This is a genomic window from Variovorax sp. CCNWLW186 (assembly GCF_037203865.1).
Taxonomy (GTDB): Bacteria; Pseudomonadota; Gammaproteobacteria; order Burkholderiales; family Burkholderiaceae_C; genus Variovorax.
Genome location: NZ_JBBCBO010000009.1, coordinates 110,491 through 135,965 on the forward strand (window position 1 = coordinate 110,491; position 25,475 = coordinate 135,965).

At 66.2% G+C, this 25,475-nt stretch carries 28 protein-coding genes and 3 tRNA genes; 9 read left to right on the top strand and 22 right to left on the bottom strand.

Features of this window, described 5'->3' with window-relative positions; all coding sequences use genetic code 11:
* Positions 1 to 4 precede the first annotated feature (4 nt).
* From V9K97_RS13300 to V9K97_RS13310, 3 genes are all read right to left on the bottom strand, one after another.
* Positions 5 to 256 carry an MbtH family protein gene (locus V9K97_RS13300; RefSeq protein ID WP_337318559.1) on the bottom strand — a complete coding sequence of 84 codons (252 nt, stop codon included), beginning with the start codon at positions 254 to 256 and terminating at the stop codon, positions 5 to 7.
* Between the two features lie 102 nt (positions 257 to 358).
* Positions 359 to 586 carry a DUF4880 domain-containing protein gene (locus V9K97_RS13305; RefSeq protein WP_258501614.1) on the bottom strand — a complete coding sequence of 76 codons (228 nt, stop codon included), beginning with the start codon at positions 584 to 586 and terminating at the stop codon, positions 359 to 361.
* Positions 587 to 689: 103 nt separating this feature from the next.
* Positions 690 to 1,235 carry a sigma-70 family RNA polymerase sigma factor gene (locus tag V9K97_RS13310; protein WP_432445558.1) on the bottom strand — a complete coding sequence of 182 codons (546 nt, stop codon included), beginning with the start codon at positions 1,233 to 1,235 and terminating at the stop codon, positions 690 to 692.
* A 307-nt stretch (positions 1,236 to 1,542) separates the two neighbouring features.
* On the opposite strand from V9K97_RS13310, the gene V9K97_RS13315 reads away from it, so the two are divergent.
* On the top strand, positions 1,543 to 2,397 hold the full coding sequence (locus V9K97_RS13315) for a plasmid replication/partition related protein (RefSeq protein ID WP_337318560.1): 855 nt from the start codon (positions 1,543 to 1,545) through the stop codon (positions 2,395 to 2,397).
* A gap of 33 nt (positions 2,398 to 2,430) precedes the next feature.
* On the opposite strand, the gene V9K97_RS13320 is transcribed toward V9K97_RS13315, so the two are convergent.
* Positions 2,431 to 3,384 (bottom strand): LysR family transcriptional regulator, encoded by a 954-nt coding sequence (locus V9K97_RS13320; protein WP_337318561.1) that lies wholly within the window; start codon positions 3,382 to 3,384, stop codon positions 2,431 to 2,433.
* Between the two features lie 71 nt (positions 3,385 to 3,455).
* On the opposite strand from V9K97_RS13320, the gene V9K97_RS13325 reads away from it, so the two are divergent.
* The 4 genes from V9K97_RS13325 (at position 3,456) to V9K97_RS13340 (ending at position 7,885) form a co-directional block, all read left to right on the top strand.
* On the top strand, positions 3,456 to 4,598 hold the full coding sequence (locus V9K97_RS13325; protein WP_443303290.1) for a DSD1 family PLP-dependent enzyme: 1,143 nt from the start codon (positions 3,456 to 3,458) through the stop codon (positions 4,596 to 4,598).
* Positions 4,599 to 4,609: 11 nt separating this feature from the next.
* Positions 4,610 to 4,996: a RidA family protein gene (locus tag V9K97_RS13330; protein WP_337318563.1), complete on the top strand. Its 387-nt coding sequence runs from the start codon at positions 4,610 to 4,612 to the stop codon at positions 4,994 to 4,996.
* A 205-nt stretch (positions 4,997 to 5,201) separates the two neighbouring features.
* Positions 5,202 to 6,173, top strand: a complete 972-nt coding sequence (locus V9K97_RS13335) for a hypothetical protein (protein WP_337318564.1) — start codon at positions 5,202 to 5,204, stop codon at positions 6,171 to 6,173.
* Between the two features lie 5 nt (positions 6,174 to 6,178).
* Positions 6,179 to 7,885 (top strand): hypothetical protein, encoded by a 1,707-nt coding sequence (locus tag V9K97_RS13340; RefSeq protein ID WP_337318565.1) that lies wholly within the window; start codon positions 6,179 to 6,181, stop codon positions 7,883 to 7,885.
* A 74-nt stretch (positions 7,886 to 7,959) separates the two neighbouring features.
* On the opposite strand, the gene V9K97_RS13345 is transcribed toward V9K97_RS13340, so the two are convergent.
* On the bottom strand, positions 7,960 to 8,118 hold the full coding sequence (locus tag V9K97_RS13345) for a hypothetical protein (protein WP_337318566.1): 159 nt from the start codon (positions 8,116 to 8,118) through the stop codon (positions 7,960 to 7,962).
* Positions 8,119 to 8,264: 146 nt separating this feature from the next.
* Here V9K97_RS13345 and V9K97_RS13350 point away from each other — a divergent pair, with 146 nt between their 5' ends.
* Entirely contained in the window at positions 8,265 to 9,461 is a 1,197-nt protein-coding gene (locus tag V9K97_RS13350) for a phosphatase PAP2 family protein (RefSeq protein WP_337318567.1), read from the top strand.
* An 8-nt stretch (positions 9,462 to 9,469) separates the two neighbouring features.
* Positions 9,470 to 10,351: a LysR family transcriptional regulator gene (locus V9K97_RS13355; protein ID WP_258501629.1), complete on the top strand. Its 882-nt coding sequence runs from the start codon at positions 9,470 to 9,472 to the stop codon at positions 10,349 to 10,351.
* Here V9K97_RS13355 and V9K97_RS13360 read toward each other — a convergent pair.
* The 8 genes from V9K97_RS13360 to V9K97_RS13395 all read right to left on the bottom strand — a co-directional run bounded on the left by V9K97_RS13360 (position 10,348) and on the right by V9K97_RS13395 (position 16,713).
* Complete coding sequence (locus V9K97_RS13360; RefSeq protein WP_337318568.1) at positions 10,348 to 11,334, bottom strand: tripartite tricarboxylate transporter substrate binding protein; 987 nt, start codon at positions 11,332 to 11,334, stop codon at positions 10,348 to 10,350. The two genes, V9K97_RS13355 and V9K97_RS13360, sit on opposite strands and share 4 nt — an antisense overlap.
* Positions 11,331 to 12,173, bottom strand: a complete 843-nt coding sequence (locus tag V9K97_RS13365) for an amidohydrolase family protein (RefSeq protein WP_337318569.1) — start codon at positions 12,171 to 12,173, stop codon at positions 11,331 to 11,333. The genes V9K97_RS13360 and V9K97_RS13365 overlap by 4 nt, the downstream gene beginning before the upstream one ends.
* 160 nt (positions 12,174 to 12,333) lie before the next feature.
* Positions 12,334 to 12,534 (bottom strand): hypothetical protein, encoded by a 201-nt coding sequence (locus tag V9K97_RS13370; protein WP_157614971.1) that lies wholly within the window; start codon positions 12,532 to 12,534, stop codon positions 12,334 to 12,336.
* Positions 12,535 to 12,554: 20 nt separating this feature from the next.
* Positions 12,555 to 13,112 carry a type 1 glutamine amidotransferase domain-containing protein gene (locus V9K97_RS13375; RefSeq protein ID WP_337318570.1) on the bottom strand — a complete coding sequence of 186 codons (558 nt, stop codon included), beginning with the start codon at positions 13,110 to 13,112 and terminating at the stop codon, positions 12,555 to 12,557.
* Between the two features lie 96 nt (positions 13,113 to 13,208).
* On the bottom strand, positions 13,209 to 14,513 hold the full coding sequence (locus V9K97_RS13380) for an NAD(P)/FAD-dependent oxidoreductase (RefSeq protein WP_337318571.1): 1,305 nt from the start codon (positions 14,511 to 14,513) through the stop codon (positions 13,209 to 13,211).
* Positions 14,510 to 15,265, bottom strand: coding sequence for an amino acid ABC transporter ATP-binding protein (locus V9K97_RS13385; protein WP_337318572.1), 756 nt, complete (start codon positions 15,263 to 15,265; stop codon positions 14,510 to 14,512). The genes V9K97_RS13380 and V9K97_RS13385 overlap by 4 nt, the downstream gene beginning before the upstream one ends.
* Positions 15,262 to 15,930: an ectoine/hydroxyectoine ABC transporter permease subunit EhuD gene (gene ehuD, locus V9K97_RS13390; protein ID WP_258501636.1), complete on the bottom strand. Its 669-nt coding sequence runs from the start codon at positions 15,928 to 15,930 to the stop codon at positions 15,262 to 15,264. The genes V9K97_RS13385 and ehuD overlap by 4 nt, the downstream gene beginning before the upstream one ends.
* A 12-nt stretch (positions 15,931 to 15,942) precedes the next feature.
* Positions 15,943 to 16,713 (bottom strand): ABC transporter substrate-binding protein, encoded by a 771-nt coding sequence (locus V9K97_RS13395; RefSeq protein ID WP_337318573.1) that lies wholly within the window; start codon positions 16,711 to 16,713, stop codon positions 15,943 to 15,945.
* A 181-nt stretch (positions 16,714 to 16,894) separates the two neighbouring features.
* Here V9K97_RS13395 and V9K97_RS13400 point away from each other — a divergent pair, with 181 nt between their 5' ends.
* Positions 16,895 to 17,698: an IclR family transcriptional regulator gene (locus V9K97_RS13400; protein WP_337318574.1), complete on the top strand. Its 804-nt coding sequence runs from the start codon at positions 16,895 to 16,897 to the stop codon at positions 17,696 to 17,698.
* 52 nt (positions 17,699 to 17,750) lie between these two features.
* Here the strand turns inward: V9K97_RS13400 and V9K97_RS13405 are convergent.
* From V9K97_RS13405 to folC, 9 genes are all read right to left on the bottom strand, one after another.
* A tRNA-Asp gene (locus tag V9K97_RS13405) sits at positions 17,751 to 17,827 on the bottom strand.
* Positions 17,828 to 17,896: 69 nt separating this feature from the next.
* Positions 17,897 to 17,972, bottom strand: a tRNA-Glu gene (locus V9K97_RS13410).
* Positions 17,973 to 18,026: 54 nt separating this feature from the next.
* Positions 18,027 to 18,102, bottom strand: a tRNA-Ala gene (locus tag V9K97_RS13415).
* 36 nt (positions 18,103 to 18,138) lie between these two features.
* Entirely contained in the window at positions 18,139 to 19,527 is a 1,389-nt protein-coding gene (gene gltX, locus V9K97_RS13420) for a glutamate--tRNA ligase (RefSeq protein ID WP_337318575.1), read from the bottom strand.
* Positions 19,528 to 19,535: 8 nt separating this feature from the next.
* Entirely contained in the window at positions 19,536 to 20,756 is a 1,221-nt protein-coding gene (locus tag V9K97_RS13425) for an O-succinylhomoserine sulfhydrylase (RefSeq protein ID WP_337318576.1), read from the bottom strand.
* Between the two features lie 8 nt (positions 20,757 to 20,764).
* On the bottom strand, positions 20,765 to 22,267 hold the full coding sequence (purF, locus tag V9K97_RS13430) for an amidophosphoribosyltransferase (RefSeq protein ID WP_337318577.1): 1,503 nt from the start codon (positions 22,265 to 22,267) through the stop codon (positions 20,765 to 20,767).
* A 12-nt stretch (positions 22,268 to 22,279) separates the two neighbouring features.
* Entirely contained in the window at positions 22,280 to 22,765 is a 486-nt protein-coding gene (locus V9K97_RS13435) for a CvpA family protein (RefSeq protein WP_281148075.1), read from the bottom strand.
* 18 nt (positions 22,766 to 22,783) lie between these two features.
* Positions 22,784 to 23,689 carry an SPOR domain-containing protein gene (locus tag V9K97_RS13440; RefSeq protein WP_337318578.1) on the bottom strand — a complete coding sequence of 302 codons (906 nt, stop codon included), beginning with the start codon at positions 23,687 to 23,689 and terminating at the stop codon, positions 22,784 to 22,786.
* Between the two features lie 61 nt (positions 23,690 to 23,750).
* Positions 23,751 to 25,058, bottom strand: coding sequence for a bifunctional tetrahydrofolate synthase/dihydrofolate synthase (gene folC, locus V9K97_RS13445; RefSeq protein ID WP_337318579.1), 1,308 nt, complete (start codon positions 25,056 to 25,058; stop codon positions 23,751 to 23,753).
* A gap of 57 nt (positions 25,059 to 25,115) precedes the next feature.
* Here folC and V9K97_RS13450 point away from each other — a divergent pair, with 57 nt between their 5' ends.
* On the top strand, positions 25,116 to 25,475 hold the full coding sequence (locus tag V9K97_RS13450; protein WP_337318580.1) for an ArsC family reductase: 360 nt from the start codon (positions 25,116 to 25,118) through the stop codon (positions 25,473 to 25,475).

Consider the following 25,475-nt stretch of genomic DNA (forward strand, 5'->3'; position numbering starts at 1 on the left):
CGCGTCAACCGGCCGCAGGTTCGGTGGTCGGGTTTTGTTCTTGCCGCGCCATCCATTCGCGCAGCGACCGGGGCCGCATGTCGGTCCAGCCTTCTTCGACATAGGCAAGCGCGGTCTTCTTGTCGCCCTTGATGCCCTCGACCGCAGTCCACCCCTTTGGCACGGCCTTCCAGTGGGGCCAGATGGAATACTGGTCTTCGTGGTTGACCAGAACAATGAAGGTCTCGTCTTCGCGATCGAAGCAGCTCGTCGACATGGATGCGTCCTTATGCGGTTGAACAGGTTCTGGCGATCAGGAGGCCCGGCGGGCCTTCTGTTCGCTCCTCTGTTCAACAAGACGTTTCAGGACGCGATCTGTTCACTCCGAAGAAGCAGGGGGAGAAGCAGGCGGAGACTCAGGCGGTACAAGGCCCGCGAGCAGCCACAGGCGGGCCGCCTTGTCGTAGGCCTTGCGATGCAGGGGGTCTGCAAGAAGCCAGGCAGTCATCTCGCTGCGCGCAGCGGCATCGAAGCTCTCGCGGTCGTACTCGCGCTGCACCCATTGCCATGCGGCGTTCCAGATGGGATCGTCCTGTTCTTGTGTCATGTGCGTGAAGATGTGTGGCATTGCGCGGCAGCACAATGCATCGGCGCTAAGGCTTTTACCTTACACCAATCTCGCACGCCTTCAGGGCGTCGAATGCCAGGGCTCAATCGTCGTCGAGCAGCCGGCCGCATTCCTTGATCGCTTGTGCCGCCTCGGCGATCAACCCGTTCACCAGCCCGAGCGCGCAACCCAGGCGCAATGCGATTTCGCGCTGTGTGAGGCCCTCGAGGCGATAGAGCTCGAACACCAGGCGCGTTCGCGCGGGCAGTGCGGCCAGCACCTTGTCGATCGCGTGAATGGCCTGGCGCTCGCGCATCAGGCGGTCGGGCGAAGGCGGGCCCGCCACATCCAGCGCCTCGACATCGACGTCGAAGGTGCGGTAGTTGGCTTCGACGGTATGGCGCCGGCAGCAGTCGAGCGCCACGTTGCGCACCACCTGGCAGCAATAGCCGATCGGCCTGTCGGCCTTGCGCACGCAGGGGCCGTCGGTGATCTTCAGGTAGGCGTCCTGCAGCACGTCGTCGGCGAGTTCCGCGGTGCGCACGATCCGCCGTGCCACGCGCAAAAGCTGCGGACGGTTCGCGATAAAGACTTCGGCGAGCGTGGGCTCGGAAAGAGGCAACGCCATGTCGATGGGCTCTCTCATCATGCGAGGCGCAGCGCAAACGGCGCGAAAGAACGTTGACGAGGTTGAAGACACATGAACATGAGGGAGGTACTCCTGAAGTGCTCAATACAAATGAGAATTATTACTACTTGTGGATACAAAAATGCCCCATTTCCCGATCCCTTCATGCTCCATACCCAGTAGACGTTCGAGCGCACCAAAGCGAGACAGCCGCGCGCCGGATTTAGCGCAACCAAACGTTCGGCGATGGTGGGCCGCTTGCATGACAGCCAGATGATCGCGTGCGGCCGCCAACTAGAATTCCGCCCCTTTCCCCGATCCCTGCCTCATGAACATCGTCGTCAACGAAGAACTCAAAGCCTATATAGATCCATTGACTCCGGAGGAGCACGAGGCGCTGGAGCGCAGCATCCTCACCGAGGGCTGCCGCGATGCGCTGGTGCTGTGGGGCGACGTGCTGGTGGACGGCCACAACCGCTACGGCATTTGCCAGAAGCACGGCCTGCCTTTTCAAACTGTGCAGAACACGCGCTTCAAGACGATCGAGGACGTGCACCTCTGGATGATCGACCAGCACCTGGGCCGGCGCAGCATCTCCGACTTTCTTCGCGGCGTGCTGGCACTGCGAAAGAAAGACATCGTCGACGAGCGCCGCGCGCGCGCAATGGCCGACACGGCACCGTCCGACGACGGCGCGCCGTTCGATGCCGACCCACCCGCCGCCGGAACGTCTGCTGACGACGCCCCTGCCCTGCCACCTCCCGCACCGCTGAGCAGCCGCGAAGCCATTGCACGCGCAGCGCGGCTCAGCAGCAACCAGGTGGTGATGATCGAGAAGATCCAGAAACAGGCCGCGCCCGAATTGGTCGCAGCCGTGAAGTCGGGCGTGATTTCCATCAACACCGCGGCGGCGGTGGCCAGCCTGCCCGCCGAAGAACAGGTTTCCGCGGCAAACGCGGGCAAGGACGAACTCAAGCAGGCCGCCAAGCGGGTTCGCGAAGCCAAACGCAAGCCGCGCGAGGAAGCGGCCGAGGCGGCTGAGTCGGCTGAATCGAACACGGCCGACCAGCCGGCAAAGGCCGACGCGCTCCTGCTGCTGGAGCAGCGCGTGGCAGAACTCACGGCCGAGAACGACGCCTTGCGCAAGCAGGTCGCCGAACTGCAGGCGCAACTGGCGAGCTGATCAGAACGTGCCGGCTGCCTGCAGCCGGATCTCTCAGCGCCGCTGAGCCGGCAGTTTTCCGAGCGATTCCTCAAAGAACTGGAGCAGCGCCTGGACGCGCGCGGTGCGGCCCTGCCGCGTGGGCACCAGCGCCGTCACGGGCGCACTATCGAGCGCCCAATCGGGCAGCACCCGCACCAGGGTTCCGCGGGCAATCGACTCCGCGGCATCCCACTCGGAGCGCAGCACCAGCCCAAGGCCCTGCTCGGCCCACTCGCGCGCCACGGTGCCGTCGTTCGAGGTGTAGCTGGGCACGACGCGCACGGTCTCGCGCGGCTTCTGCCGCCGCGCGGCATCGAGCACCTTTGCCTTTCCCGTCGCCTTCGCAGCGGGCCGCTGGAAATGCCACAGCGTCACGTCTTCCTCGTTCTCGCGGATGCTGATGCAACAATGCTTCAGCAGGTCGCGCGGCTCGCTGGGCGTGCCGTGCGTGCGCAAGTAACCCGGGCTCGCGCACAGCCAGCGCTCATTGAAGGCGAGCGTGCGCGCAACCCACGACGAATCGCGCACCGTGCCGATGTGAATCACCACATCCGAATCGTGCCTGTCGGGCCACGGCGTTTCCCTCAGGTCGAGCTGAAGGCCCAGCGAGGGATGCAGCCGCGCAAAGCGCGCGAGCATCGGCGCGATGCGCTGCCTTCCATAGCCGAAGGGCGCCGCAATGCGCAGCGTGCCGGTCAAGCGGCGGTCGTTGCGCTGGAACGATTGCGGCAACGCCTCGAGCCCGGCCAGCAACGCCGCCGCCTCGCGCGCAAAGCGCTCGCCCTCCGGCGTCAGGCTCAGGCGCCTTGCGGTGCGAACCGCCAGAGCCACATCCAGGGTGGCTTCCAGCTTGCGCAGCCGCATCGACAGCGCGGGCGGCGTGACGTTCAACGCGCGCGCCGCGGCACTCAGCGAGGGCGCCTGCGCGAGCGCCGCGGCAAGTTGCAGGTCTTCGATGCGGAGCATTCAGCTGGGCTTAACGATTGTTGTAGTTTCATTAAACCACGCACGCCCCTCGGATGACTACAGTCAGGCCCATGAACACACCTTCGCACCTGGCCACGCGCGACACGCCGGCCGCCCTCATCGACCTGCCGCGCATGCAGCACAACATCGACCGGATGCAGGCGCACATGAACGCGTTGTCCACGCGGTTTCGCCCGCATGTGAAGACCACCAAATGCACGCCGGTCGTGCGCGCCCAGCTGGCCGCGGGTGCGCAGGGCATCACCGTTTCCACGCTCAAGGAGGCGGAACAGTTTTTTGCCGACGGCATCACGGACATCCTCTATGCGGTCGGCATGGCGCAGCACCGGCTGCCGCAGGCACTCGCGCTGCGCCGCAAGGGCTGCGACCTGAAGATCATTACCGACAGCGCGGCTTCGGCGACGGCAATTGCCGAGTTCGGCCGCGCGCATGGCGAGGTGTTCGAGGTGTGGATCGAGATCGACACCGACGGCCACCGCTCCGGTATCAAGCCCGACGAAGCAGCGCTGCTCGAAGCGGGAAGCGCCTTGCACGCAGGCGGCATGAGGCTGGGCGGCGTGCTCACGCATGCGGGCTCCAGCTACGAGCTCGACACGCCCGAGGCACTGGCGGCCATGGCCGAGCAGGAACGCGCGGGCTGCGTGCGCGCGGCCGAGCGCCTGCGCGCCGCGGGCCTGCCCTGCCCGGTGGTCAGCGTCGGCTCCACGCCCACCGCGTTGCATGCGCAACAACTCGACGGCGTGACCGAAGTGCGTGCCGGCGTGTATGTGTTCTTCGACCTGGTGATGAAGAACATCGGCGTCTGCACCACTTCGGACATTGCGCTGAGCGTGCTCACGACGGTGATCGGCCACCAGCCGGACAAGGGCTGGGCAATCGTCGATGCGGGCTGGATGGCGATGAGCCGCGACCGCGGCACGCAGAAGCAGAAGCGCGACTACGGCTACGGCCAGGTCTGCGGGGTCGACGGTGAGCCGATCGACGGCTATGTGCTGAGCGGCGCCAACCAGGAGCACGGCATCCTCTCGCGCGAAGGCACGCCCGACACGGACATTGCGGCGCGCTTTCCCATCGGCACGCAGCTGCGCATACTGCCCAACCACGCCTGCGCCACCGGCGCGCAGTTTCCGCAGTACCACGCGCTGGCGCAAGATGGAACACTCGCAACCTGGAGCCGGTTCCACGGCTGGTGAGAAAGAAGCGCATGACAAGCACCGCTCAACACATCGCGCCCGAAGGCCTGGCCGCACCGGGCGGGCACTACAGCCACGCCACCGTGGCCAACGGCTTTGTCTTCGTTTCCGGCCAACTGCCGATTGCGCCCGGCGGTGCCAAGCTGACCGAGGCCTCGTTCGAAGAACAGACGCGCCAGGTGCTCGACAACGTGAAGGCCGCATTGGTTGCGGCCGGTAGCAGCATCGATCGCCTGGTGCAGGTTCGCGTCTACCTTGACGCCATCGAGAACTGGCCGGCCTTCAACACCCTCTACGCGGAGTGGGCCGGCAATGCGCGGCCGGCCCGTGCCATCGTGCCGACGGGGCCGCTGCACTTCGGGTTCAAGGTCGAGATGGAGGCGGTCGCGCTGGCGTAGTGCAGGCAGGCAAGCACCGGACGCGCCGCTATTCTCGCCAATGGCATACTGGCGCGCGGCCACGCTGGCCGCGGCGATGGAAGAGCCACGGTCCACCCGAAGTACCGCCAAGGGAAGCGCCATGAAACACTCGCGAGATGCCGTGCCTGCGCCATACGGTCAGCGGCACGGCTTATGGAAAGCGGCTCTTCTCTTCGTCGGCTGCATGATCGCCACCGCTCTTCCTTCGGCGGCGCAAGAATGCGGAACGGCGCGCAAGGCAAATCTTCCGCGCCTGGATCGCAGCCATGTGCGCGACGAGTTCCGCATCGTCTACACACTGCACGGCGAGCATGCGCTGCCCGACGCCCGCGACGCCAACCGCAACGGCGTGCCCGACAAGGTCGAGGACGTGGCCACGCAGCTCGTGGCGGGGCGGCGCATTTTTTCCGAGGTGATGGGGCTCACGCATCCGATGCGCCAGGCCCGCAATGCGCACACCGCGTCGATCGACGTCTTCCTGTTCAAGATGGAAAAAGGCAACGGCCGCTCCTACGACGAAGCGACGAACTACCGCCTGGGAACCGACGGCCCCAAAGGGCACTGCGCACTGCGCATCGACCTGCTGAACAGCCATTCGAACCAGAACGTCACGCCGGTTCACGAGCTCTTCCACCAGTACCAGTACGGCTACACGATGTTCAAGGCGCGCTGGTTCCTGGAGGGCACCGCGCGCTGGGCCGAGTACGCGTTGCGCCCGGGCATGGGGCCCGAGCGGCCGCTGCCCGGCACCTTGCAGGCCCTCCAGGCGCAGGTGTTTGCCGAAACCTACGAGGCCAGCGCCATGTGGAACCGCGTTGCCGCGCTGCTGGATCCCGATGGCCGCCTCAAGCTCCCGGCCGACCTGGCACGGAGCACTTATGTCGACGGCAGCCCGGTCATCCATGACGACCTGCTGCGCGGCGCTGCCTTCATGAAGGCGCTGTTCGAGGCGCTCGGTCCGCTGGACCGGCAGGTCTCGGCGCGCAACGGCTGGCCTGCCTTCGGCTGGAAGGAAGAAGACCAGCGCTCCCCCGCGCATGACGCCGAGATCTTCCGGGAGGTGCTGCAGGTGGTGCGTGCGCAGGCCAGGCGCTTGGGCACCGCCGCCACCGCGGAGATGGACGCCTTCCTGGCGCTGCAGTCGGCATTGCATTGACCGGCATGGGCGCCATTCGCAGTTGCCTGCCGGTCTATCGCGCGTTGATGGCCCACACGCCGGGCCATGTGGTCCTGGTGGTGGGAGCGGTGCTGGCATCGCAGCTGGGTTTGCTGCTCACGCTGTGGCTGCCGTGGAAGCTCGTGGTCATGCTGGCCGGGCCATATGTGCCCACGCTTGTGCCGCACGCCATCACGGTGCTGCCGCAGAAAACCCAGGTGCTGCTCATCGGCGGAGCCATCGTGGCGGCCTATGTGCTGCACCTGGCGGCCGAGAAGCTGATCGACCGGCTCTGCGAGCGGGGTGCACGGCGGCAGTGGCGGGCCAGCGAAAAGACAGGGCTGTTCAACAACCAGTCGAAGACCGCGAGGCAGGCCTACCAACGCTTGCTGCGCAGCATTGCCGCCGTGGTTTTTGCGGCCGTGGCCATGGTGGCGCTGGCGGTTCTCCATCCTCCGCTGCTGCTGGTCTGCCTGCTGTGGTGCGGGCTGGTGCCGCTGGCATTGCACGCCTCGACCGCATGGCGGCCACAGCTGGCGCACGCATTGCGCAGCTCGCTGAACCGGTTCATGGGCGGGTTCGTGCAAGGAGGATTCTTCTGCGCGCTGGCCTACATCGTCTGGCAATACTGGCGCGACGCCCTCCCGCCCCTGCAGCAGGTGCTGGTGGCATTGATTCTCTTGCGGCAGGCACTGCAGCAGATTGCCCAGGCGGTGCTTCATCTGGCTGCGCTCGACAGGCAGCGCAGCCAGGTCCGCGCCCTGTTTTTGCCCGATGTGCAGTGGCAGGCACCGGCGGCGGTTCGCAGCCCGTTCGACGAGTTGCTGGAGCCGGTGCGCCGCGAAGAATGGATGCTCGACCTGCTCGGCAGGCAGCTCGGTGTTTCGCTCGACCTGCACCTCGACGGCAGGCGGCTGGATGTGCAAACCCGCACCATGGCCGCCGGCAACATCAAGGCGCTGTTCGTGAAAGTGCTCGATGCCGAAGGTGCCGTGCAACAGGGCTTTCTCTTCAAGCTCTTCGATCATGCGCGCGATGCGGCGGCCCAGCAGGAAGCCGATCTTCTGGGCGGTGGCACTGCGGGGTTGCCGGCTTTCGAATGGCTGGGCAGCATGCGCGTGGGCGGCTATGCCTGCCACGCGATGCGCTGGAACCCGCGGGCACGCCGGATCGACGGGGCGGAACTCGCGCGAGGCGTCTTGGCGCTGCGCACCCAGTTGATGGCCTTCGAGCCGCCGCTGGAGCTGGTGGAGCGGTACCGCCGTTCACGCGTCGCCCTGCCCGAGCGGCTCTTGCAGGTGCGCTTCGATGCGCTCGCACAAGCTGCCGCCGACACATCGCAGGCAAACGATATCGAGACACTGCGGCTCGCCTGGCCCGGGCTCCTGCAAGCTGTGCATGCCATGCCGCTGCAACTGGTGCTGCCCGATCTTTCCGGCAATGCCATCTACCGCGAAGAGGACGGCGGTTTCAAGATCCATCACTGGGCCGACTGGCGGCTGGAGCCGCTGGGTGCCGGTTGGCCACTTTCGCAGCGGATGGGCACGGACCTGGCGCATGCGTTGGCGCAGGCATCGGCTACGCGGGTCCTGCCAGCAGGCGCGACCGCGAAGCATGCCGAACTCGCCGCCCGGCTGCACGAGTTCGAGCGCCGCCACGCACGCCAGAATTACCAGGGCGCGGCCAACATGGTGGCCGGCCTCCTGCGCTGACTTGGTGGGCGTCGCGTCGAGCCCTCCTCGCGTCCCGCGCCCCGCCAGAGCGCGAACCCGTATGCCCCCAGCGCCTACACCGGCACGCACCCGCCCGGAACGATTCGCGACAAGGCCATCAAGCAGACGCCCGCAGTCTGCTTCGGCCCCACGGGCTCCAGCATCCACGGCATCGACGAGTGGGTTTCCATCGACAGCCTGATGCAGGTGACCGTCGTGCTCGCCGTTTTCATGGCACGCTGGTGCGGTGTCAATCGCACCGGCTGATCCTTTCTCCAGCGGTCGGGCATGCCGCGCGGCAAGCCGGACGGGTGCTAAATTGAGCCCGGACTCACGTCCTCGCAGCAACGAGGCCGCCGTTTCTTTTTGATACTGACGGATGAATTCACTCAACCTCGCGCTCTTCGACACACTCGCCGCCGGCTTCTCTCCCTCCCCCACGTTGCTGTGGTTCGCATCGGCGATTGCGCTGGGCTCGTCGTGGGTATGCGCGGCCATTCTTGCCTGGGTGGCATGGCGCCGCCCCGCGCAGTGCATCTGCGTGCTGGCGGTACTGGCCGCCGGAGGCGCGGCTTCGCTGATCTCGCACGAGATCGCGGCGTCCATCGGTATGCCGCGCCCCTTCATGGTGGGGCTGAGCCCCGCCCATGTGCCGCACGGCGCGCGGGCGGGCCTGCCCAGCACCCACGCCTCGGTGATGTTCACCATGGCTTTCATGCTGCTGCTGCAGCGCGGGCTGCGTGACGTGGGGCTGCTGGTTCTTGCCGTGGCCACGGTCACGGCTTGGTCGCGCATTTATGCGGGCATCCATTTTCCGTTCGACATTGCGGCAGGTGCGCTGCTGGGCGCGTGCATCGCCGGTGCGCTGGTTGCACTTCATGCCGTGGGGCGCAAGTTTGCCCGCACACCCACTGCCGCGCTGGCGTGGCCGCTGCGCGCATTGGCAGCCGGCACCGCGGGGCCTTCGCTGGTGCTGGTGTTCGGCTTTGCCGCGGCATGGATCGGGTTGAACACGCCCGGGTCGATCGGGCCGGCGGTCCTGGAGGAAAGCGGACCGGTCGAGAAGAGCACGGTTCTGCTGTACCTTGCCGCGGCGGCATGCCTGGCGGCGGTGCGCGTGGCGTCGCTGTCGCGGCTGGACAAGACGGCCCTCTGCATCGTGCTTGTTGCCTTTGCCGCGCGCGAAGCGGATGGGCACCTGGGGCACCACGGCAGCCTGGTCTTCGCGCCCATTGCCGTGGCCGGCGCATGGCTTGCAAGGCGCGCCTGGTCTGCGCGCGACGCGTTGCGCGCATGGTGGCAATGGCGGCCGGAAGCCACCACCCTGCTGACCTTTGCCGCAGTGATCGGGACCGCGATCGTTCTCGACCAGTTACCCGCGGTGCTTGCGGACCAGGACGCGTTGAGCGGCAGGTCCACGGGCCTGTACCGCTACCTGGTGCTCAGCTTCGAGGAGGTTCTGGAACTGGCGCTGCCGGTTCTCGCGCTGCTGGGCATCGTGCAGGCAAGGTGGGGCGGGAACCGGGGCGCCGGGCGTTCGGCACGCGCGGCACTTTCCGCTCGGGCCGGTTCATAGAATGCCGCATGGAAACCCGGCAGATGCGTTGTATCGTGGCGATCGCGGAGGCCGGCAGCCTTACCCGCGCCGCCGAAAATCTCGGCCTTGCGCAACCCGCGTTGACGCAGATGCTGAACCGGCTCGAAAGCGAAGTCGGCACCAAACTCTTCACGCGCACACGGCGCGGCGCCGCCCTCACCGAGGCAGGGCTGGCCATCGTCGACGACCTGCGGGCCAGCCTTGCCTACGGTGATGCGGCGGCCGAACGCGTTCGAGCCATGGGCGCCGGACGCGCGGGCCGGCTGACCATCGGCTTTGTGACCCACGCGGTGTATGAAGTGCTGCCCCGCGCGCTGCGGCGGCTGCGCGAGGCCTATCCGCAGCTCGACATTTCTCTGCGCGAGATGAGCAACGCCGAGCAGGTCGAGGCGCTCGAGGGCGGCCGCATCGACATCGCGCTGCTGCATCCGCCCGTGGCCGTGAATGCGCGCGTACACGAGAAGCGTCTCGGCGAAGAACTGCTGGTGGCGGCCGTGCCCGCCTCGCATCGGATCGGGGCCGACGGCTGCGTTTCCCTGGCGGACATCGCCGCGCACGGGCTGGTGTGGTTTCCAAGCCTGCAGATGTCGGCCTTGCGCACCCAGGTGCTGGCGGCTTTTCGCGCGGCCGGGCACGAGGTGCGCATCGTGCAGGACGCCAACCGCACGCTGACCGTGCTGTCTTGCGTGGCGGCGGGGCTGGGCTGGTCGCTGCTGCCGAGTTCGGTTCGCGCGCTTCGGCATGAGGGCGTGCGCTATGCCGAAGTGCGCGACGGTGCGGGGCTGCCGCCTTTCGAGCTTGCCGCGATGTGGCTCGCGCGGTCGCGCCCGGCTTTTGCGGACGCCTTCGCCGAGATGCTTGCCGCCTAGTCCAGTTCGATCTTGTTGGTCTTGGCGACCTGGGTCCACTTGGCGATTTCGGCGCGCCGGAACGCATCGAGCTCGGCCGGATTGGAACCGATCACTTCGGCCCCCATGCCTTCAAGGCGGGCGCGGACTTCAGGGTCGCGCACCACGGCGGCCAGTTCCTTCGACAGCCTGTCGACCACGGCCGCGGGCGTTCCGGCCGGAACGAACACGCCGTTCCACTCATAAACCTCGTAGCCCGCAAGCCCCGATTCGGCCACTGTCGGAATTTGCGGCATGACCGGCGAGCGCGCCTTGCCCGTGACCGCCAGCGCGCGCAGCTTGCCGCCCTGGATGTACTGCAGGCTCGACGCAAGGCTTGCGAAGAACACCGGCACCTGGCCGGCCATGACATCGGTGAGCGCGGGACCGCCGCCCTTGTAGGCCACGTGCGTCATGCGCACGCCGGCCATGGCGCTGAAAAGCTCTGCCGAGAGATGCTGCGCCGAGCCGTTGCCAGAAGACGCGTAGTTGATGTGCTCGGGCTTGGCCTTTGCCTGTGCAATGAGATCCTTCACGCCCGTGATCGTCGCGGAGGGGTTGACCACGAGCACGTTTGGCACGCGGACCAGCAGCGAGACCGGCGCCAGATCGCGCAGCGTGTCGAACGGCATCTTGCTTCGCAGCGCGGGGTTCTGCGAATGGTTGGAAGCGTCGAGCATGATCGTGTAGCCGTCGGCCGGGCTCTTGGCCACAAGGTCGCCGCCAATGGCGCCGCCCGCGCCGGCGCGGTTGTCGATCACCACCGGCTGCCCGAGCCGGGCCGAGAGCTTGGGCGCGATGACGCGCGCCACCACGTCGACCGTGCCGCCCGGCGGGTAGGTCACGATCATCTTCACCGGCTTTGCCGGCCACGCCTGCGCCGCGGCGCTCATCGCAGTGGCGAGAAGTGCCGTGCCGACGCAGGCAGCCGGAATCCATGCGCGCAATGCGCTGTGTGCTTTCATGATGTCTCCTTGGAAAAACGGAACAGCGCCGCCGGGGTCTCGGCCAGGATGCAGCGCCGCGCTTGGGGGTCAGGAATCCACTCGTCCAGCACCGCCAGCGTGTGCGGGTAGCTCGTGTGTTCCCGGTGTTCGGTATGGGGCCAATCGCTGCCCCACAGCAGGCGCTGCGGACCCGCGGCTTCGAGCAGCGAGCGCGCGGCCCGTCGGGCATCGGCGCCGGCAGGGTCTGGCCAGTTGCGGTAGGCGGCCGACAGCTTCACCCAGGTGCGGCCTTTTGCCGCCGCGCGCAGGAGCCAGTCGAAACCGGCATCCGCAGCCGTGCTGCCACTGGGCCGCCCAAAATGATCGACAACGAGCCTGCAGCCGGCATCGAGCACCGGCTGGCCTGCCGCCGCCAAGTCGTGCGAAGGCCGGTGTACTTCGACATGCCAGTCGAGGCTGCGCACATGCTGCAGCAGGGCTTGCCATAGGGGCTGCGAGAAATCGGGCAAGGGCAGGCCCATGAGGTTGAGCCGGATGCCGCAGATGCCTGCGTCCGCAAGTGCGCGCAGTTCGGCAAGGGGCGTTTCGGGTGCGACCACGGCAACGCCGCGCAAGCGATCCGGGCAGGCGCGCAAGGCGCCAAGCATGAAGCTGTTGTCGGTGCCCAGGAAGCTCGGCTGGACCAGCAGCGCATGCGAGATGCCGTGGGCATCCAGCAGGCCCAGGTATTCAGCGGGCGTGGCGTCGTAGTCGGGCGCGTGCCGGCGCTGCGGGGCGAGCGGCAGGCTGCTCAGGAAGACATGCGCATGGCTGTCGACGGCACGCACGCCGCCGCCCGCTGCGGTGCGGCGTTGCAATGCTTCTTGCGGATACTTTGGCGTGAACAGGTGCGTCTCCTGAGGGGAGACGGAAGTATCGGCATGCAAGCGCGGGCACGGAATGCCTGCGCCTGTTGTTTAGTGATAACGGCAGCTTATGGAAACGCTCTCGCGCATCCATGCGTCGAGCGCGATGCGTTCAGGGCTTCGGGTGTACGAACGGCCGAGCCTTCTGCAGGAAGACCTTGTGCAGCGCATCGAGTTCTTCCAGGTCGCGCTGCAGCGCCGACTTGTCATACGGCTTGCCGGCGGCGATGTCGGTCATCCACCGGTCGTATTTGTCTCGCTGGCTGCGCCACTCTTCGTACGCAACGCGCAGCTCGTCCCATTGAACAGTCATGGCGGCAAGAGCAAGCCCGGTCAGGCGTGCGCGTGGGCGTCGGCAAAGAGCCGGACCATTTCGCGGTCGAACGCCGGCAGGTCCTTCGGGCCGCGGCTGGTCACCAGGTTGCCGTCGACCACTACGTCGTTGTCCACCCACTTGGCGCCGGCGTTCTTCAGGTCGGTGCGCAGCGACGGCCACGAAGTCATGGTGCGGGCCTCGACCCCCTTGGCCTCGATGAGCGTCCACGGGCCGTGGCAGATGGCGGCAATCGGCTTGTGGGCCTTGACGAAGTCCTGCACGAAAACCACGGCCTGCTCATTGATGCGCAGCGCGTCGGGGCTCATCACGCCGCCGGGCAGCAGCAGCGCGTCGAACTCGTGCGCGGCCGCCTGCGCAAGCGGGATGTCGACGGTGAAGGTATCGGCCGGGTCGCCGTGCCTGGAGCCGCGCACGCGATCGTTCTTGGGCGACACGATCTTCGTTTCCGCGCCCGCGGCTTCGAGGGCCTTGCGGGGGTTGGTCATTTCGGACTGTTCGAAGCCGTCCGTCACGAGGATGGCGACCTTCATACCTTCGAGTTGGTGCTTGTTCATGTGAATTCCTTTCGTCGGTGAGCAAACGCCCAAGCTACAGGTGCGCGCGCACCGGCCGGTCGGCACGCGTCGGCTCCCCGTGTCGGACAATTCGCGCTATGAGGCCAACCGGTCGAGAAGGCTGTACCAGGCCACCCCTCCCGCCACATAGAACCGCTGCAGGCCATGCAGCGGTATCGGCTGTATCCCCGTCACCGGATACGGAAACTCCGCCTTCGCATCCACTAGCCGAGACGCCAGGTGCTTTCCCATGCTCGTCGCCAGCGCGATGCCTCGCCCGTTGTAGCCCAGCGCAATGGTCAGGCCCGGCGCGGGCGTGTGCACATGCGGCATGAAGTCGCGCGTGACGGCGATGCGGCCGGCCCAGCGGTACTCGTAGCGCAGCGGGCCCAGCGTGGGGAACAGCAGCGCGAGCGAGCGTTCGAGGTGCGAGAAGTCCGAGGGACCGGAAGGATCGGCGAAGTGGCCGCGTCCGCCCATCAGCAAGCGGCCTTGCGCATCCTTGCGGAAATAGAGCAGCAAGCGCTGCGAGGTCGAGGCCGTTTCGCCGCGCGGCAAGATCGCATCGGCGGCGGCGCCCTTGAGCGGCGTCGTGGCCACGATGAAGCTGTTGGCCGCCAGCACGGTGCGCGACAGCCCCGGCCACAGCGGCCCTGTGTAGCCGTTGGTGGCGAGCACCACTTGATCGGCCGTGACGGTGGCACCGGTGGACGTGGTCGCGTGCCAGTGCGCACCGCGGCGCTCAAGTGCCGTGACCTTCGTGCCGCCGTGCACCGCTGCGCCCGCGCCTTGTGCGGCCCGCACCAGGCCGCGCGTATAGGCCAGCGGCTGGATGCCGCCTGCGCGCGGGTCGAGCCAACCGCCCGCGAAGGCTTCGGTGCCCAGGCGCGCGCTCACCGCTGCGTGGTTCAGTACTTCCGTCTTCACGCCGCGCCTAGCCCACTGCTCCGCACGCGCCTGCAGGCCCGCCACCTGCTGGGGCGAGTAGGCCACCTGTAGCCAGCCGTTGCGTACTGGCTGGCAGTCGATGCCGTGGCGCGCGATCAGGTCGAACACCACGTCGGCCGAACGGGAAACGGCATCGATCAACGGCTCAGCACGCTCGGGGCCGTAGAGCCGGACCAGGTCTTCGGGGTCATGCTTCAGGGTGGGATTGACCTGCCCTCCGTTGCGCCCCGAGGCGCCCCAGCCGGGTTCATGCGCTTCGAGCAGGCAAACCTGCACGCCTGCCTCGGCCAGGTGCAGCGCGGTCGACAGGCCGGTGAACCCGCCGCCGACGATCAGTACATCGGCCCTGCGCGATTCGGAAAGCGGCGGCGCCGGAGGCGCGGGCGGCGCAGTGGCCGCCCACAGCGAGGGCGGTAACGGCAAAGGCTGCAGCGAGGGCTGCGGTGAGCTCATGAACGCACCTCGGCAGGCACGGCCGACGGATGCAGCACCCGGCGCAGAAAGTCTTGCGTGCGCGGCTGCCTCGGCGCGCCCAGCACTTGCGCCGCCGGGCCTTCCTCCACGATGCTGCCGCTGTGCAGGAAGCAGACGCGGTCGGCCACCTCGCGCGCAAAACCCATCTCGTGCGTGACCACGATCATGGTCATGCCTTCGTCGGCCAGGGCCCGCATCACGCCGAGCACGTCGCCGACCAGTTCGGGGTCGAGCGCCGACGTGGGCTCGTCGAACAGCATGGCTTCGGGCCTCATCGCGAGTGCGCGGGCAATGGCCACGCGCTGCTGCTGGCCGCCCGAGAGCTGGGCCGGATAGGCCTGCGCCTTCTCGGCAAGCCCGACCTTGGCCAGCAGCGCGAGCGCTTCCTCGCGCGCCTTCGCGGGCTTGTGGCCCAGCACGTAGACCGGGCCCTCCATCACGTTCTCCAGCACGGTGCGGTGCGGAAACAGGTTGAAGCGCTGGAACACCATGCCCATGCGACTGCGCAGCCGGTGGATGCTCTTGCCGTTGCGGTCGACGCGTTCGCCGAATGCGCGCACCTCTCCGCCTTCATACGATTCGAGCCCGTTGATGCAGCGAAGCACCGTGGACTTGCCGGAGCCCGAGGGCCCGATCAGGCACACCACCTCGCCGGCATCGACATGCAGGCTCACGCCCTGCAGCACGCGGTGCGCGCCGAAGCACTTCTCCAGTCCATCGACGCGGATCATGGGTGCTTCCTTCCAGCGCCGAAGCGCTTTTCGAGCCGCCGCAGCCCGTAGACCAGCGGCAGGCTCATCAACAGATACAGCAGCGCGACCAGCGTGTAGACGGTCATGTTCTGGAACGTCGACGAAGCAATGAGCTGGCCGGCGCGCGTCATCTCGGCCACGGTGATGGTCGAGACCAGCGAGGAGTCTTTCAGCATCATCACGAGCGTGTTGCCGTAGGGCGGCAGAGCGATGCGAAAGGCCTGCGGCAGGATCACGCGCCGCATGATCAGCGCCGAGCGCATGCCCATGGCCTGGGCCGCCTCGCGCTGGCCCGCATCCACGGCTTCGATACCGCCGCGGAAGTTCTCGGCCTGGTAGGCCGAGTAGGCAATGCCAAGGCCGATGACGCCGGCCTGGAAGGCCGTGAGCTGCACCCCGAACTCCGGCAGCACGAAGTAGATGTAGAAGAGCTGCACGATGATGGGCAAGCCCCGGATCACGTTGACGATGACCGTGCCCGCCCACGAGAGTGCACGTATGGGCGAGAGCTTCATCAGCGCGAGCCCGAGGCCGAGCACGCTGCTGAGCAGGAAAGAGAGCACGGTGACCTGCACGGTGACGACGGCACCCTGCAGCAGGATCGGCAGAAAGTCCTGCGCGTTCTGGAGGAAAGAAGCAGCCATGGGTGCAATGCGTCAGATGCCCCATTTCTGGACGATCTTGGCGAGCGTCCCGTCGGCCTTGACCGCCGCAATGGCCTTGTTGAGGCGGGCCAGCGTCTCGGTATCGCCCTTGCGCACCACCAGGCACACGTCGCCGACGTTCACGGGCTTGTAGCTCTCGACCAGCTTCACGCCCGGAAAGTTGTTCTGCCGCAGCTGGTAGGCAATGATGGGTTGGTCACCAAGGCCGGCCTTGATGCGGCCCAGCGAAAGGTCGCGGGTCATGTCGGCCACCGAGTCGTAGCTGCGCACCTCCTTGAAGATCCCCTTTTTGGTGAGCATGTCCAAGAACACGGTGCCGACCTGCGCGCCGACCACTTCGCCCTTGAGTTCGTCGAGCGATGCATAGGCGCGCGTGTCGTCGCTCTTGACGATCAGGCCCTCGCCGTAGGAATAGACCGGGTCGCTGAAGTCGACTACCTCCTGGCGCGCCGCGGTCTTGAGCATGGCGGCCGAGACGATGTCGATCTTGCGGGCGGTGAGCGAAGGAATGAGGGCCGAGAACACCGTCTGCTGCACGTTCACGCCAAAACCGCCGGCCTTGCCGACGGCGGTGACCGTGTCGACCATCATTCCCTGGATGGTGTTGGTTTTCACGTCCAGGAAGGTGAACGGCACGCCGGTCGCCGTAGCGCCCACGTTGTAGGTAGCCGGCGCGGCCCCCTGCGCACCGGCCAGCGAGGCGGCGCCTGCGACACACAGGCCAAGGGCAAGGCGATGAAGGTGGCGAACGATGCGATTCATGGAAGCACTCCTCGAAGAAGAAGGTGGAATGGGCAGAAAGGAATAAAGCCTCAGCGGGCAACGCAACATGCGTGCCAATAATCGATTCTTTTGAATCTCATATCAATCAATACAAACCACTATTCGCCTTCTGAGTATCGATATACGATATTTTTAATCCAGGTGGCTATACTCTGCATCCATGGACGCCACACCCGACATTGCCCGCGAAGAAAGCCCCAGTCTGCTGTTCAACCAGTCGCTGGAGAAGGGCTTGGCCGTGCTGCAGGCCTTCAGCGCCCGGCGCCGCACCATGACGCTGGCCGACGTGGCCGAAGCCACCGACATCACCAAGAGTTCGGCGCAGCGGATGATCTTCACGCTCGAGAAACTCGGCTACGTTCGCAAGCACCCGAGAACCCGGCGCTACCAGCTCACACCGCGCGTGATGGAGATCGGGTTCAACTACCTGGCAGCGAATCCGCTCATCGAGGTGGCGAATCCGTTTCTGTCCGAGCTGACCAAGGTCACCACGGAAACCTCTTGCCTGACCGAGCCCGACGGCGTCGACATGGTCTACGTCGCGCGCTTTGTCAGCGCGCAGTTCGTGCCGGTTCACATGCCGATCGGCAGCCGCATTCCGATGTACTGCACAGCTTCGGGGCGTGCCTACTTGAGCGCGCTGCCTGAAGACGAGGCGCGCACGCTCATCGAAGCCTGCGACCGCGTGCCCCACACGGCCCACACACGCACCGGTGTCGATGAAATCCTTGAAGAGTTGCGCCAGGCGAAGCTGCAGGGCTTTGCCACCAATGCCGAGGAGCTGTTTCTCGGCGACATGACGATTGCGGCGCCCGTGATGGGCAGCCAAGGCCGGCCGGTCGCATCGGTGCACCTGGTTGCGCCGACCAGCCGATGGACTCTGGAAGACGCCGTGCGCAAGCTGGCACCAACGCTGCTTTTGTGCGCGCGCTCTCTCACCAATTCCGCGCGCAGCATCGACTGAGCCAAACAAACAAAAAGCCCCTGTAGCAAGAACTGCTACAGGGGCTTGTGTTTGGCGGAGTGGACGGGACTCGAACCCGCGACCCCCGGCGTGACAGGCCGGTATTCTAACCAACTGAACTACCACTCCTGGTAGACAACGTTCACTCCTTGCGGAGCCGAGTGTCGACAACTCGTGCCTGCTTCACTTGCATGAAACTGGCGACCCTACGGGGATTCGAACCCCGGTAGCCACCGTGAAAGGGTGGTGTCCTAGGCCTCTAGACGATAGGGTCAAAACCTTAGGAACCGTGCTGCGATCAGCACTTATCTTCTTCTCGACACTTTGATGGTGGAGGTAAACGGGATCGAACCGATGACCTCTTGCATGCCATGCAAGCGCTCTCCCAGCTGAGCTATACCCCCGTGTGGGTGTCGAGCCTCGAATTATAGACCGAAAAATCAGGCCCTTTTCAGACGCTCCACAACTTTTTCACGAGAAAAAATTGCGAGCACCGAATCGAGGGATGGCGTCTGCGGTGTTCCCATCACGAGGACGCGAACCGGCATGGCCAACACAGGCATTTTCACAGAATGTGCGGCCAGAACTTCCTTGATGGCCGCGGCGATCGAAACTTTTTCCCACGGCACGCTCGCGAACTTCTCGGCGAGCGTGGCGATGACGGGCTTCACCGCATCGGTGACGTGCTGCGTGCGATCGGCTTCGCTCGGCGTCACGTCCGCGTAGAACGCGGCGGCCCAGTCGGCCAGTGCCACCGTGGTTTCGCAACGGTCCTTGAAGAGCGCGCAGATGGCGGCAAGGCGATCGTCGGCCTCGATGCCGCGCTTCTTCAGTTGCGCAGCCACCAGCGGTGCAAGCTCTGCGTCGGGCTTGGCCTTGATGTACTGCGCATTGACCCACGCGAGCTTGGCGGCGTCCCATTGCGCGGGGCTCTTCGACAGGTGCGAGCCGTCGAACCAGCTCACCATCTGCTCGCGCGTGAAGAGCTCGTCGTCGCCGTGGCTCCAGCCAAGGCGCGCCAGATAGTTGAGCATGGCCTCGGGCAGGTAGCCGTTCTCTTCATACGCGGTAACGCTCACGGCGCCGCGGCGCTTGGAGAGCTTTTGCCCGTCGTCACCCAGGATGACCGGCACATGGCCGAACTGCGGCAGCGGCGCGCCAAGCGCGCGAAAGATATTGATCTGCCAAGGCGTGTTGTTGATGTGCTCGTCGCCGCGGAACACGTGCGTGATGGCCATGTCCCAGTCGTCGACCACCACCGCAAAGTTGTAGGTAGGCACACCATCGGGCCGCAAGATGATGAGGTCGTCGATCTCGCGGTTGTTGATGGTGATCTCGCCCTTGACGAGGTCGTTCCAGGTCACGTCGCCTTCGGGCGGATTGCAAAAGCGCACCACGGGCGGCACGCCTTCCGGCACGGGCGGCAGCACCTTGCCCGGCTCGGGGCGCCAGCGGCGGTCGTACAGCGTCTTTTCGCCGCGCGCGCGTTGCGCTTCACGCATTTCATCGAGCTCGGCCGGCGTGCAGTAGCAGTGGTAGGCCGTGCCGGCCGCAAGCATCTGAGCAATGACTTCGCGGTAGCGCTCCAGGCGCTGCATCTGGTAGATCGGGCCTTCGTCATAGTCGAGGCCAAGCCAGTGCATCGAAGCCAGGATCTGGTCGGTCGAATCCTGCGTGGAGCGGGCCACGTCGGTGTCTTCGATGCGCAGCACAAACTCGCCGCCGTGGTGGCGCGCATAGGCCCACGAATAAAGCGCGGTACGCGCGGTGCCCAGGTGGAGAAACCCGGTGGGAGACGGAGCGATGCGGGTGCGAACTTTGCCGGTCATGGGATCGATCAGGATTTCAGGGAGCCAAGACCGCGAAGCAAGTCGGCCTTGATGTCGTCGATGTACTCGAGGCCGACCGCCACGCGGATGAGCCCCTGGCTGATGCCGGCGGCCTGGCGCTGCACTTCGGTCAGGCGCCCGTGCGACGTGGTGCCGGGGTGCGTGATGATGGTCTTGGTGTCGCCCAGGTTGGTGGCAATGCTCACCACGCGCGTGCTGTTGATCACGTGGAAGGCATTGGCGCGCGCCGTTTCGGGGTCGTTGCCGACCACGTCGAACGACACCACCGCCCCGCCCTGCCCCGACTGCTGGCGCATGGCCAGTTCATGCTGGGGATGCGAGGCCAGGCCAGGGTAGTAGACGCGAGCAACGCCGGGCTGCGTTTCGAGCCACTGCGCCACCGCCAGCGCATTGGCGCACTGCGCCTGCATGCGAATGCCGAGCGTTTCCAGCCCCTTGAGCACCACCCACGCATTGAACGGCGACAGCGCCATGCCGGCGGTGCGCACCACCGGGCCGAACACATCGACGATGAGCTTCGACGGACCGCAGATTGCGCCGGCCATCACGCGGCCCTGGCCGTCGAGGTACTTGGTGCCCGAATGAATGATGAGATCGGCGCCCAGTTCGGTCGGGCGCTGCAGCGCGGGCGTGCAAAAGCAGTTGTCGACCGCGAGCAGCGCGCCGGCGCCGTGCGCCAGGTCGGCCAGCGCACGGATGTCGCACACCTCGGTCAGCGGATTGGTCGGCGTTTCGGCGAACAGCAGCTTGGTGTTGGGCTTCAGGGCCGCGCGCCATTCGGCCACGTCGGTCTGCGAGACGAAGGTGGTCTCGACACCGAACTTGGCGAACTCCTTGCCGAACAGATTCAGCGTGGAGCCGAACACCGAACGCGAGCAGATCACATGGTCGCCGGCCTTCAGCAGGCCCATGCACATCATGAGGATGGCGCCCATACCGGTGGAAGCACCGATGGCGGCTTCCGTGCCTTCCATGGCCGCAAGGCGCTGCTCGAAGCTGGTGACCGTCGGGTTGGAAGTGCGCGAGTAGGTAAAGCCCGCTTCGGTACCGGCAAAGCGGCGCGCCGACGTTTCGGCGTCCGGCTGCACGAAGCCGCTGGTCAGGAACAGCGCTTCGGAGTGCTCGCCGTGCTGGCTGGGCGCCAGCCCGGTGCGCAGCGCGAGCGTGTCGCGGTGCAGTCCGGGCGGCAGGGTTCGTTCATCGGTCAATTCAGCTCTCACTCGCTGTGATTGGGAAGCGCAAGGCGCGACGAATCTTCTTCGGTTTCTTCGATGCGCGGACGGTTGCCGTTCATGCGCGAGATGGCTTCGGTGTCGATGTCGCCGGTCACGTACACGCCGTCGAAGCAGGAGGCGTCGAAGCCATTCAGCTTCGGGTTGAGCGAGCCGATGGCGCGCTTCATGGCATCGACGTCCTGATAGATCAGCGCGTCGCAGCCGATCAGCTCGCGGATCTCGTCGACCGTGCGGTCGTGCGCTACCAACTCGTCCTTGGTGGGCATGTCGATGCCGTAGACGTTGGGGTAGCGCACCGGCGGCGCGGCGCTGGCGAGGTAGACCTTGCGCGCACCGGCATCGCGGGCCATCTGCACGATTTCGCGGCTGGTGGTGCCGCGCACGATCGAGTCGTCGACCAGCAATACATTGCGGCCCTTGAACTCGCTGGCAATCACGTTGAGCTTCTGGCGCACCGACTTCTTGCGCACGCCCTGCCCCGGCATGATGAAGGTGCGGCCCACGTAGCGGTTCTTCACGAAACCTTCGCGGTACGGCACGCCCAGCAGGTGCGCGAGTTGCGTGGCGCTCGGGCGGCTCGATTCCGGAATCGGAATGATCACGTCGATCTGGTTCGGCGGCACGGTGGACACCACGCGCTTGGCCAGCGTTTCGCCGAGATTGAGGCGAGCCTGGTACACCGAAATGCCGTCGAGCACCGAGTCCGGACGCGCCAGGTAGACGAATTCGAAGATGCAGGGGTTCAGCGTGGGCGCTTCGGCGCACTGCATCGAGTGCACTTTGCCTTGCAGGTCGATGAACACCGCTTCGCCGGGCTCGATGTTGCGTTCGAACACGTGGCCCGAACCTTCGAGCGCCACGGATTCGCTGGCCACCATCACGGTGCCGTCGGCGCTGCGGCCCATGCAGAGCGGGCGAATGCCGTACGGATCGCGGAAAGCGAGCAGCCCATGGCCGGCAATCAGCGACACCACGGCATACGAGCCGCGCAGGCGCTTGTGCATGTTCTTGACCGAGGCAAACACTTCGGCCGGATTCAGCGGCACGCCGCGCGATGCGCGCTCGAGCTCGTGCGCCAGCACGTTGAGCAGCACTTCGGAGTCGCTCTCGGTGTTGGTGTGGCGGTGGTCGGTGGAGAACAGTTCCGCGCGCAGCGCATGCGCGTTGGTGAGGTTGCCGTTGTGCACCAGCACGATGCCGAAGGGCGCGTTCACGTAGAAGGGCTGCGCCTCTTCCTCGCTGTAGGCGTTGCCGGCGGTCGGGTAGCGCACCTGGCCCAGGCCCACGCTGCCGGGCAGCGCGCGCATGTTGCGGGTGCGGAACACGTCGCGCACCATGCCCTTGGCCTTGTGCATGAAGAACTTGCGTTCGAGCAGGGTCACGATGCCGGCCGCATCCTGGCCGCGATGCTGCAGCAGCAGCAAGGCGTCATAGAGCAGCTGATTGACGGGTGCGTTGCTGACAACGCCGACGATTCCACACATGAACGATTCCTCTCAGGGCAGGTAGCTTGCCAACTTTTCAGGCAGCGCGGGTTTCAGGCCCTGCAATGCCGCATCGAGAACAATGGCGCTGTGCGATTCGTGCCACCAGGCACTGTCGCTCAACGCCAGCAAATGAACAATGACCGCCAGCACGAGCAGGGCAACCGCACCCCGCGCCGCTCCGAAGGCCCCACCCAAAATCCGGTCCACCGGCCGGAGGCCGACAGCCGCAATCAGCTTTCGCGTCAGCGCGGCCACCAGGCCCACGCCGAACGCCACCGCCACGAACACCAGCACAAAGGCCAGCGGATAACGCCAGGTGGCCTGCGGGTCGCCGAACGGCAGCCATGCCGCCACGTCCGACGCCAGCCACTGGGCGGCAATGAAGGCCGCCACCCAACCCGCCAGCGAAATCACTTCGAACACCAGGCCCCGCCACAGGCCGAACAGCATCGACACCACGATGAGCGTGACGGCAATCCAGTCGAGCAAGGCCACGGCAGCGAGCGATGGCTACTACAACGTGAGGATGGCGGCCGACAAAGACAAGCCCTTGACCTTATCCGCGGCCTTGTCCGCCTCGGCGCGCGAGCTGAACGGGCCGACACGCACACGCGTGCGCTCGCCGTCGGCCGTCTTGGCCACGTGCACATAGGTCTTGAGGCCCGCCTTCTCGAGTTTCTGCCGCACCTCGCGTGCCTTGTCGGCATCTGCAAAGGCACCGACCTGCACCACGAAGCGGCCGCTGTCTTCGGACGCGGCGGGCTTGGTGCTGGTGTTGGAAGGCTTGCCTTCGAGCAAGGCGCGCGCGCGATTGCCGTCGTCGACCGCAGCGGGCTTGGGCGCCGCGGGCTTGGGCTCGGGTTTGGCTTCCGGCTTGGCTTCGGGCTTGGCTTCGGGCTTTGGCTTCGGCTCGGGCTTGGGTTCCGGCTTGGGCTCGGGTTTAGCTTCAGGCTTTGGTTCGGGCTTGCGCTCCGGCTTGGGTTCGGCCGCGGGCTTGGCAGGGGCCGTGGCAGCTGGCGGCGTGCTTGGCGCCGGCTTGCTCGGGTCGATTTCGGTGCCGTCGGCGGTCTCGGTGATCATGCCGCCCGAAGACGAAGGCGATGGTGCGGCCGCAACGCGCGAACTGCCGTCGGCTGCGCCGGTGGGTGCGGCAGGCGCGGGCGTGGCGGGCACCGGCAGCGGCTTGACCTTGTTGCGGTCTGGAATCTCGATGGGAATGTCGACCGACACCGGCCGCGGCTGGGTGTCGAACAACAGCGGAAAGCCGATGACGCCAAGCAGCACCAGAACGGCCGCGCCCACCAGCCGGTGCCGCGCGCGGCGGCGCATGGTTTCGACACTTTCCGCGGGGACGGCAGCCGGTGCGCTGCGTCCTTCGTTGCCTTGCTGGCCGCGCGTGCGGAACTTGAAAAACGCCATGAAGTTCGATCCCTGAAGGAGTGCAGCGAGGTGGTGCCAGATGGTGCGGACGGTTCGGCGATCAGCCGCCGGGCAGCAGGTGTTTGGCTTGCAGCCGCGGAGTGCCGTGCTCCAGCACGCCACCCACGGTGAAGAACGATCCGAAGACCACGATTCTATCAGCGGGGTCTGCGCGCTCGATGGCTGCGCGCAGTGCTTCCATCGGCCCCGCATGCACGCTGCCGGAGACGTCGGTGCGCGTGTTCTGCGCCTGCCAGCTCGCGAGCAGATCGCTCGCCTTGGCGGCGCGCGGCGTCGGCAGATCGGTGAAATACCAGCGGTCGATCATCGGCCCGATGCGCGCGAGGATGGGAGCCAGGTCCTTGTCGGCCATGACACCGAACACCCCGTGCGTGGTGGGGTAGAAACCCATGGCGTCGAGGTTCTCGGCCAGCGCCGCAACGGCATGCGCGTTGTGCGCCACGTCGAGCACCAGCGCGGGCTCGCCCGGAACAATCTGGAAGCGGCCGGGCAGCTCGACCATGGCAAGCCCCGTGCGCACCGCCTGCGCGGTAATAGGCAACTGCTGCCTCAACGCCTCGAGCGCCGCGAGCACGCCCGCGGCATTGAGCAGCTGGTTGGCGCCGCGCAGCGCCGGGTATGCCAGCCCGCTGTAGCGCCTGCCGCGGCCCGACCAGCCCCACTGCTGCTTGTCGCCGGACACGTTGAAGTCGTGCCCGAAGCGCCACAGGTCGGCGCCGATGGCAGTTGCGTGGTCGATCACGCTTTGCGGCGGCATGGGGTCGCTCACGATGGCGGGCTTGCCGGGGCGCAGGATGCCGGCCTTCTCGAAGCCGATGCTTTCGCGGTCCGGCCCCAGGTAGTCCATGTGGTCGAGATCGATGCTGGTGATGACCGCGCAATCGGTGTCGATGATGTTGACCGCGTCGAGCCGGCCGCCAAGCCCCACTTCGAGAATCGCCACGTCGGGCTTTTCCTCGATCATGCAGCGCAGGATGCCGAGCGTGGTGAATTCGAAGTACGTCAGGGCCATGTCGCCCCGGGCTGCCTCCACGACCTCGAAGTTTGCTATCAGTTTGGAAGCATCGACGGCTTCGCCCGCCAGTCGCAGCCGTTCCTCGAAGCGCACCAGGTGCGGCGACGTGAAAACCGCCGTGCGGTAGCCCGCATGCGTGAGGATCGATTCGAGCATGGCGCAGGTCGAGCCCTTGCCATTGGTGCCGGCCACGGTGATGACCGGGCAGTCGAAGCGCAGGCCCATCCGGGCGGCCATTTCCTTGGCGCGCTCGAGGCCGAGCTCGATGTTCTTCGGATGAAGTTGCTCGGCGCGTGCGAGCCAGTCGTTAAGGGTTTCCATGGAGCCCGGCATTGTCGCCGACCCGGAACGCGCGGGCCGCGCCCGGTTTTATCGGCATCATTGGCGTCCATGACAACCCTCTACGGAATTCCCAACTGCGACACCGTCAAGCGCGCCCGCGACTGGCTCGACGAACACGGCATTGCCTACACCTTTCACGACTTCAAGAAGCAAGGCGTGCCCGAGGCCGAACTCGACCAATGGCTGAAAAAGCCGGGCTGGGAGGCACTGGTCAACCACCGCGGCACCACCTGGCGCAAGCTCGATGAAGCCGAACGAAACGCGGTAGTCGATGCCGCTTCGGCCCGGGCGGTGCTGCTGGCCAACCCGAGCCTGATCAAGCGGCCGGTGGTCAACTGGGGCGCCAAAATCGGCGTTACGACAGGATTCGACGCGCAAGCCTGGGCTGCCGCTGTGAACGCCGTGTAA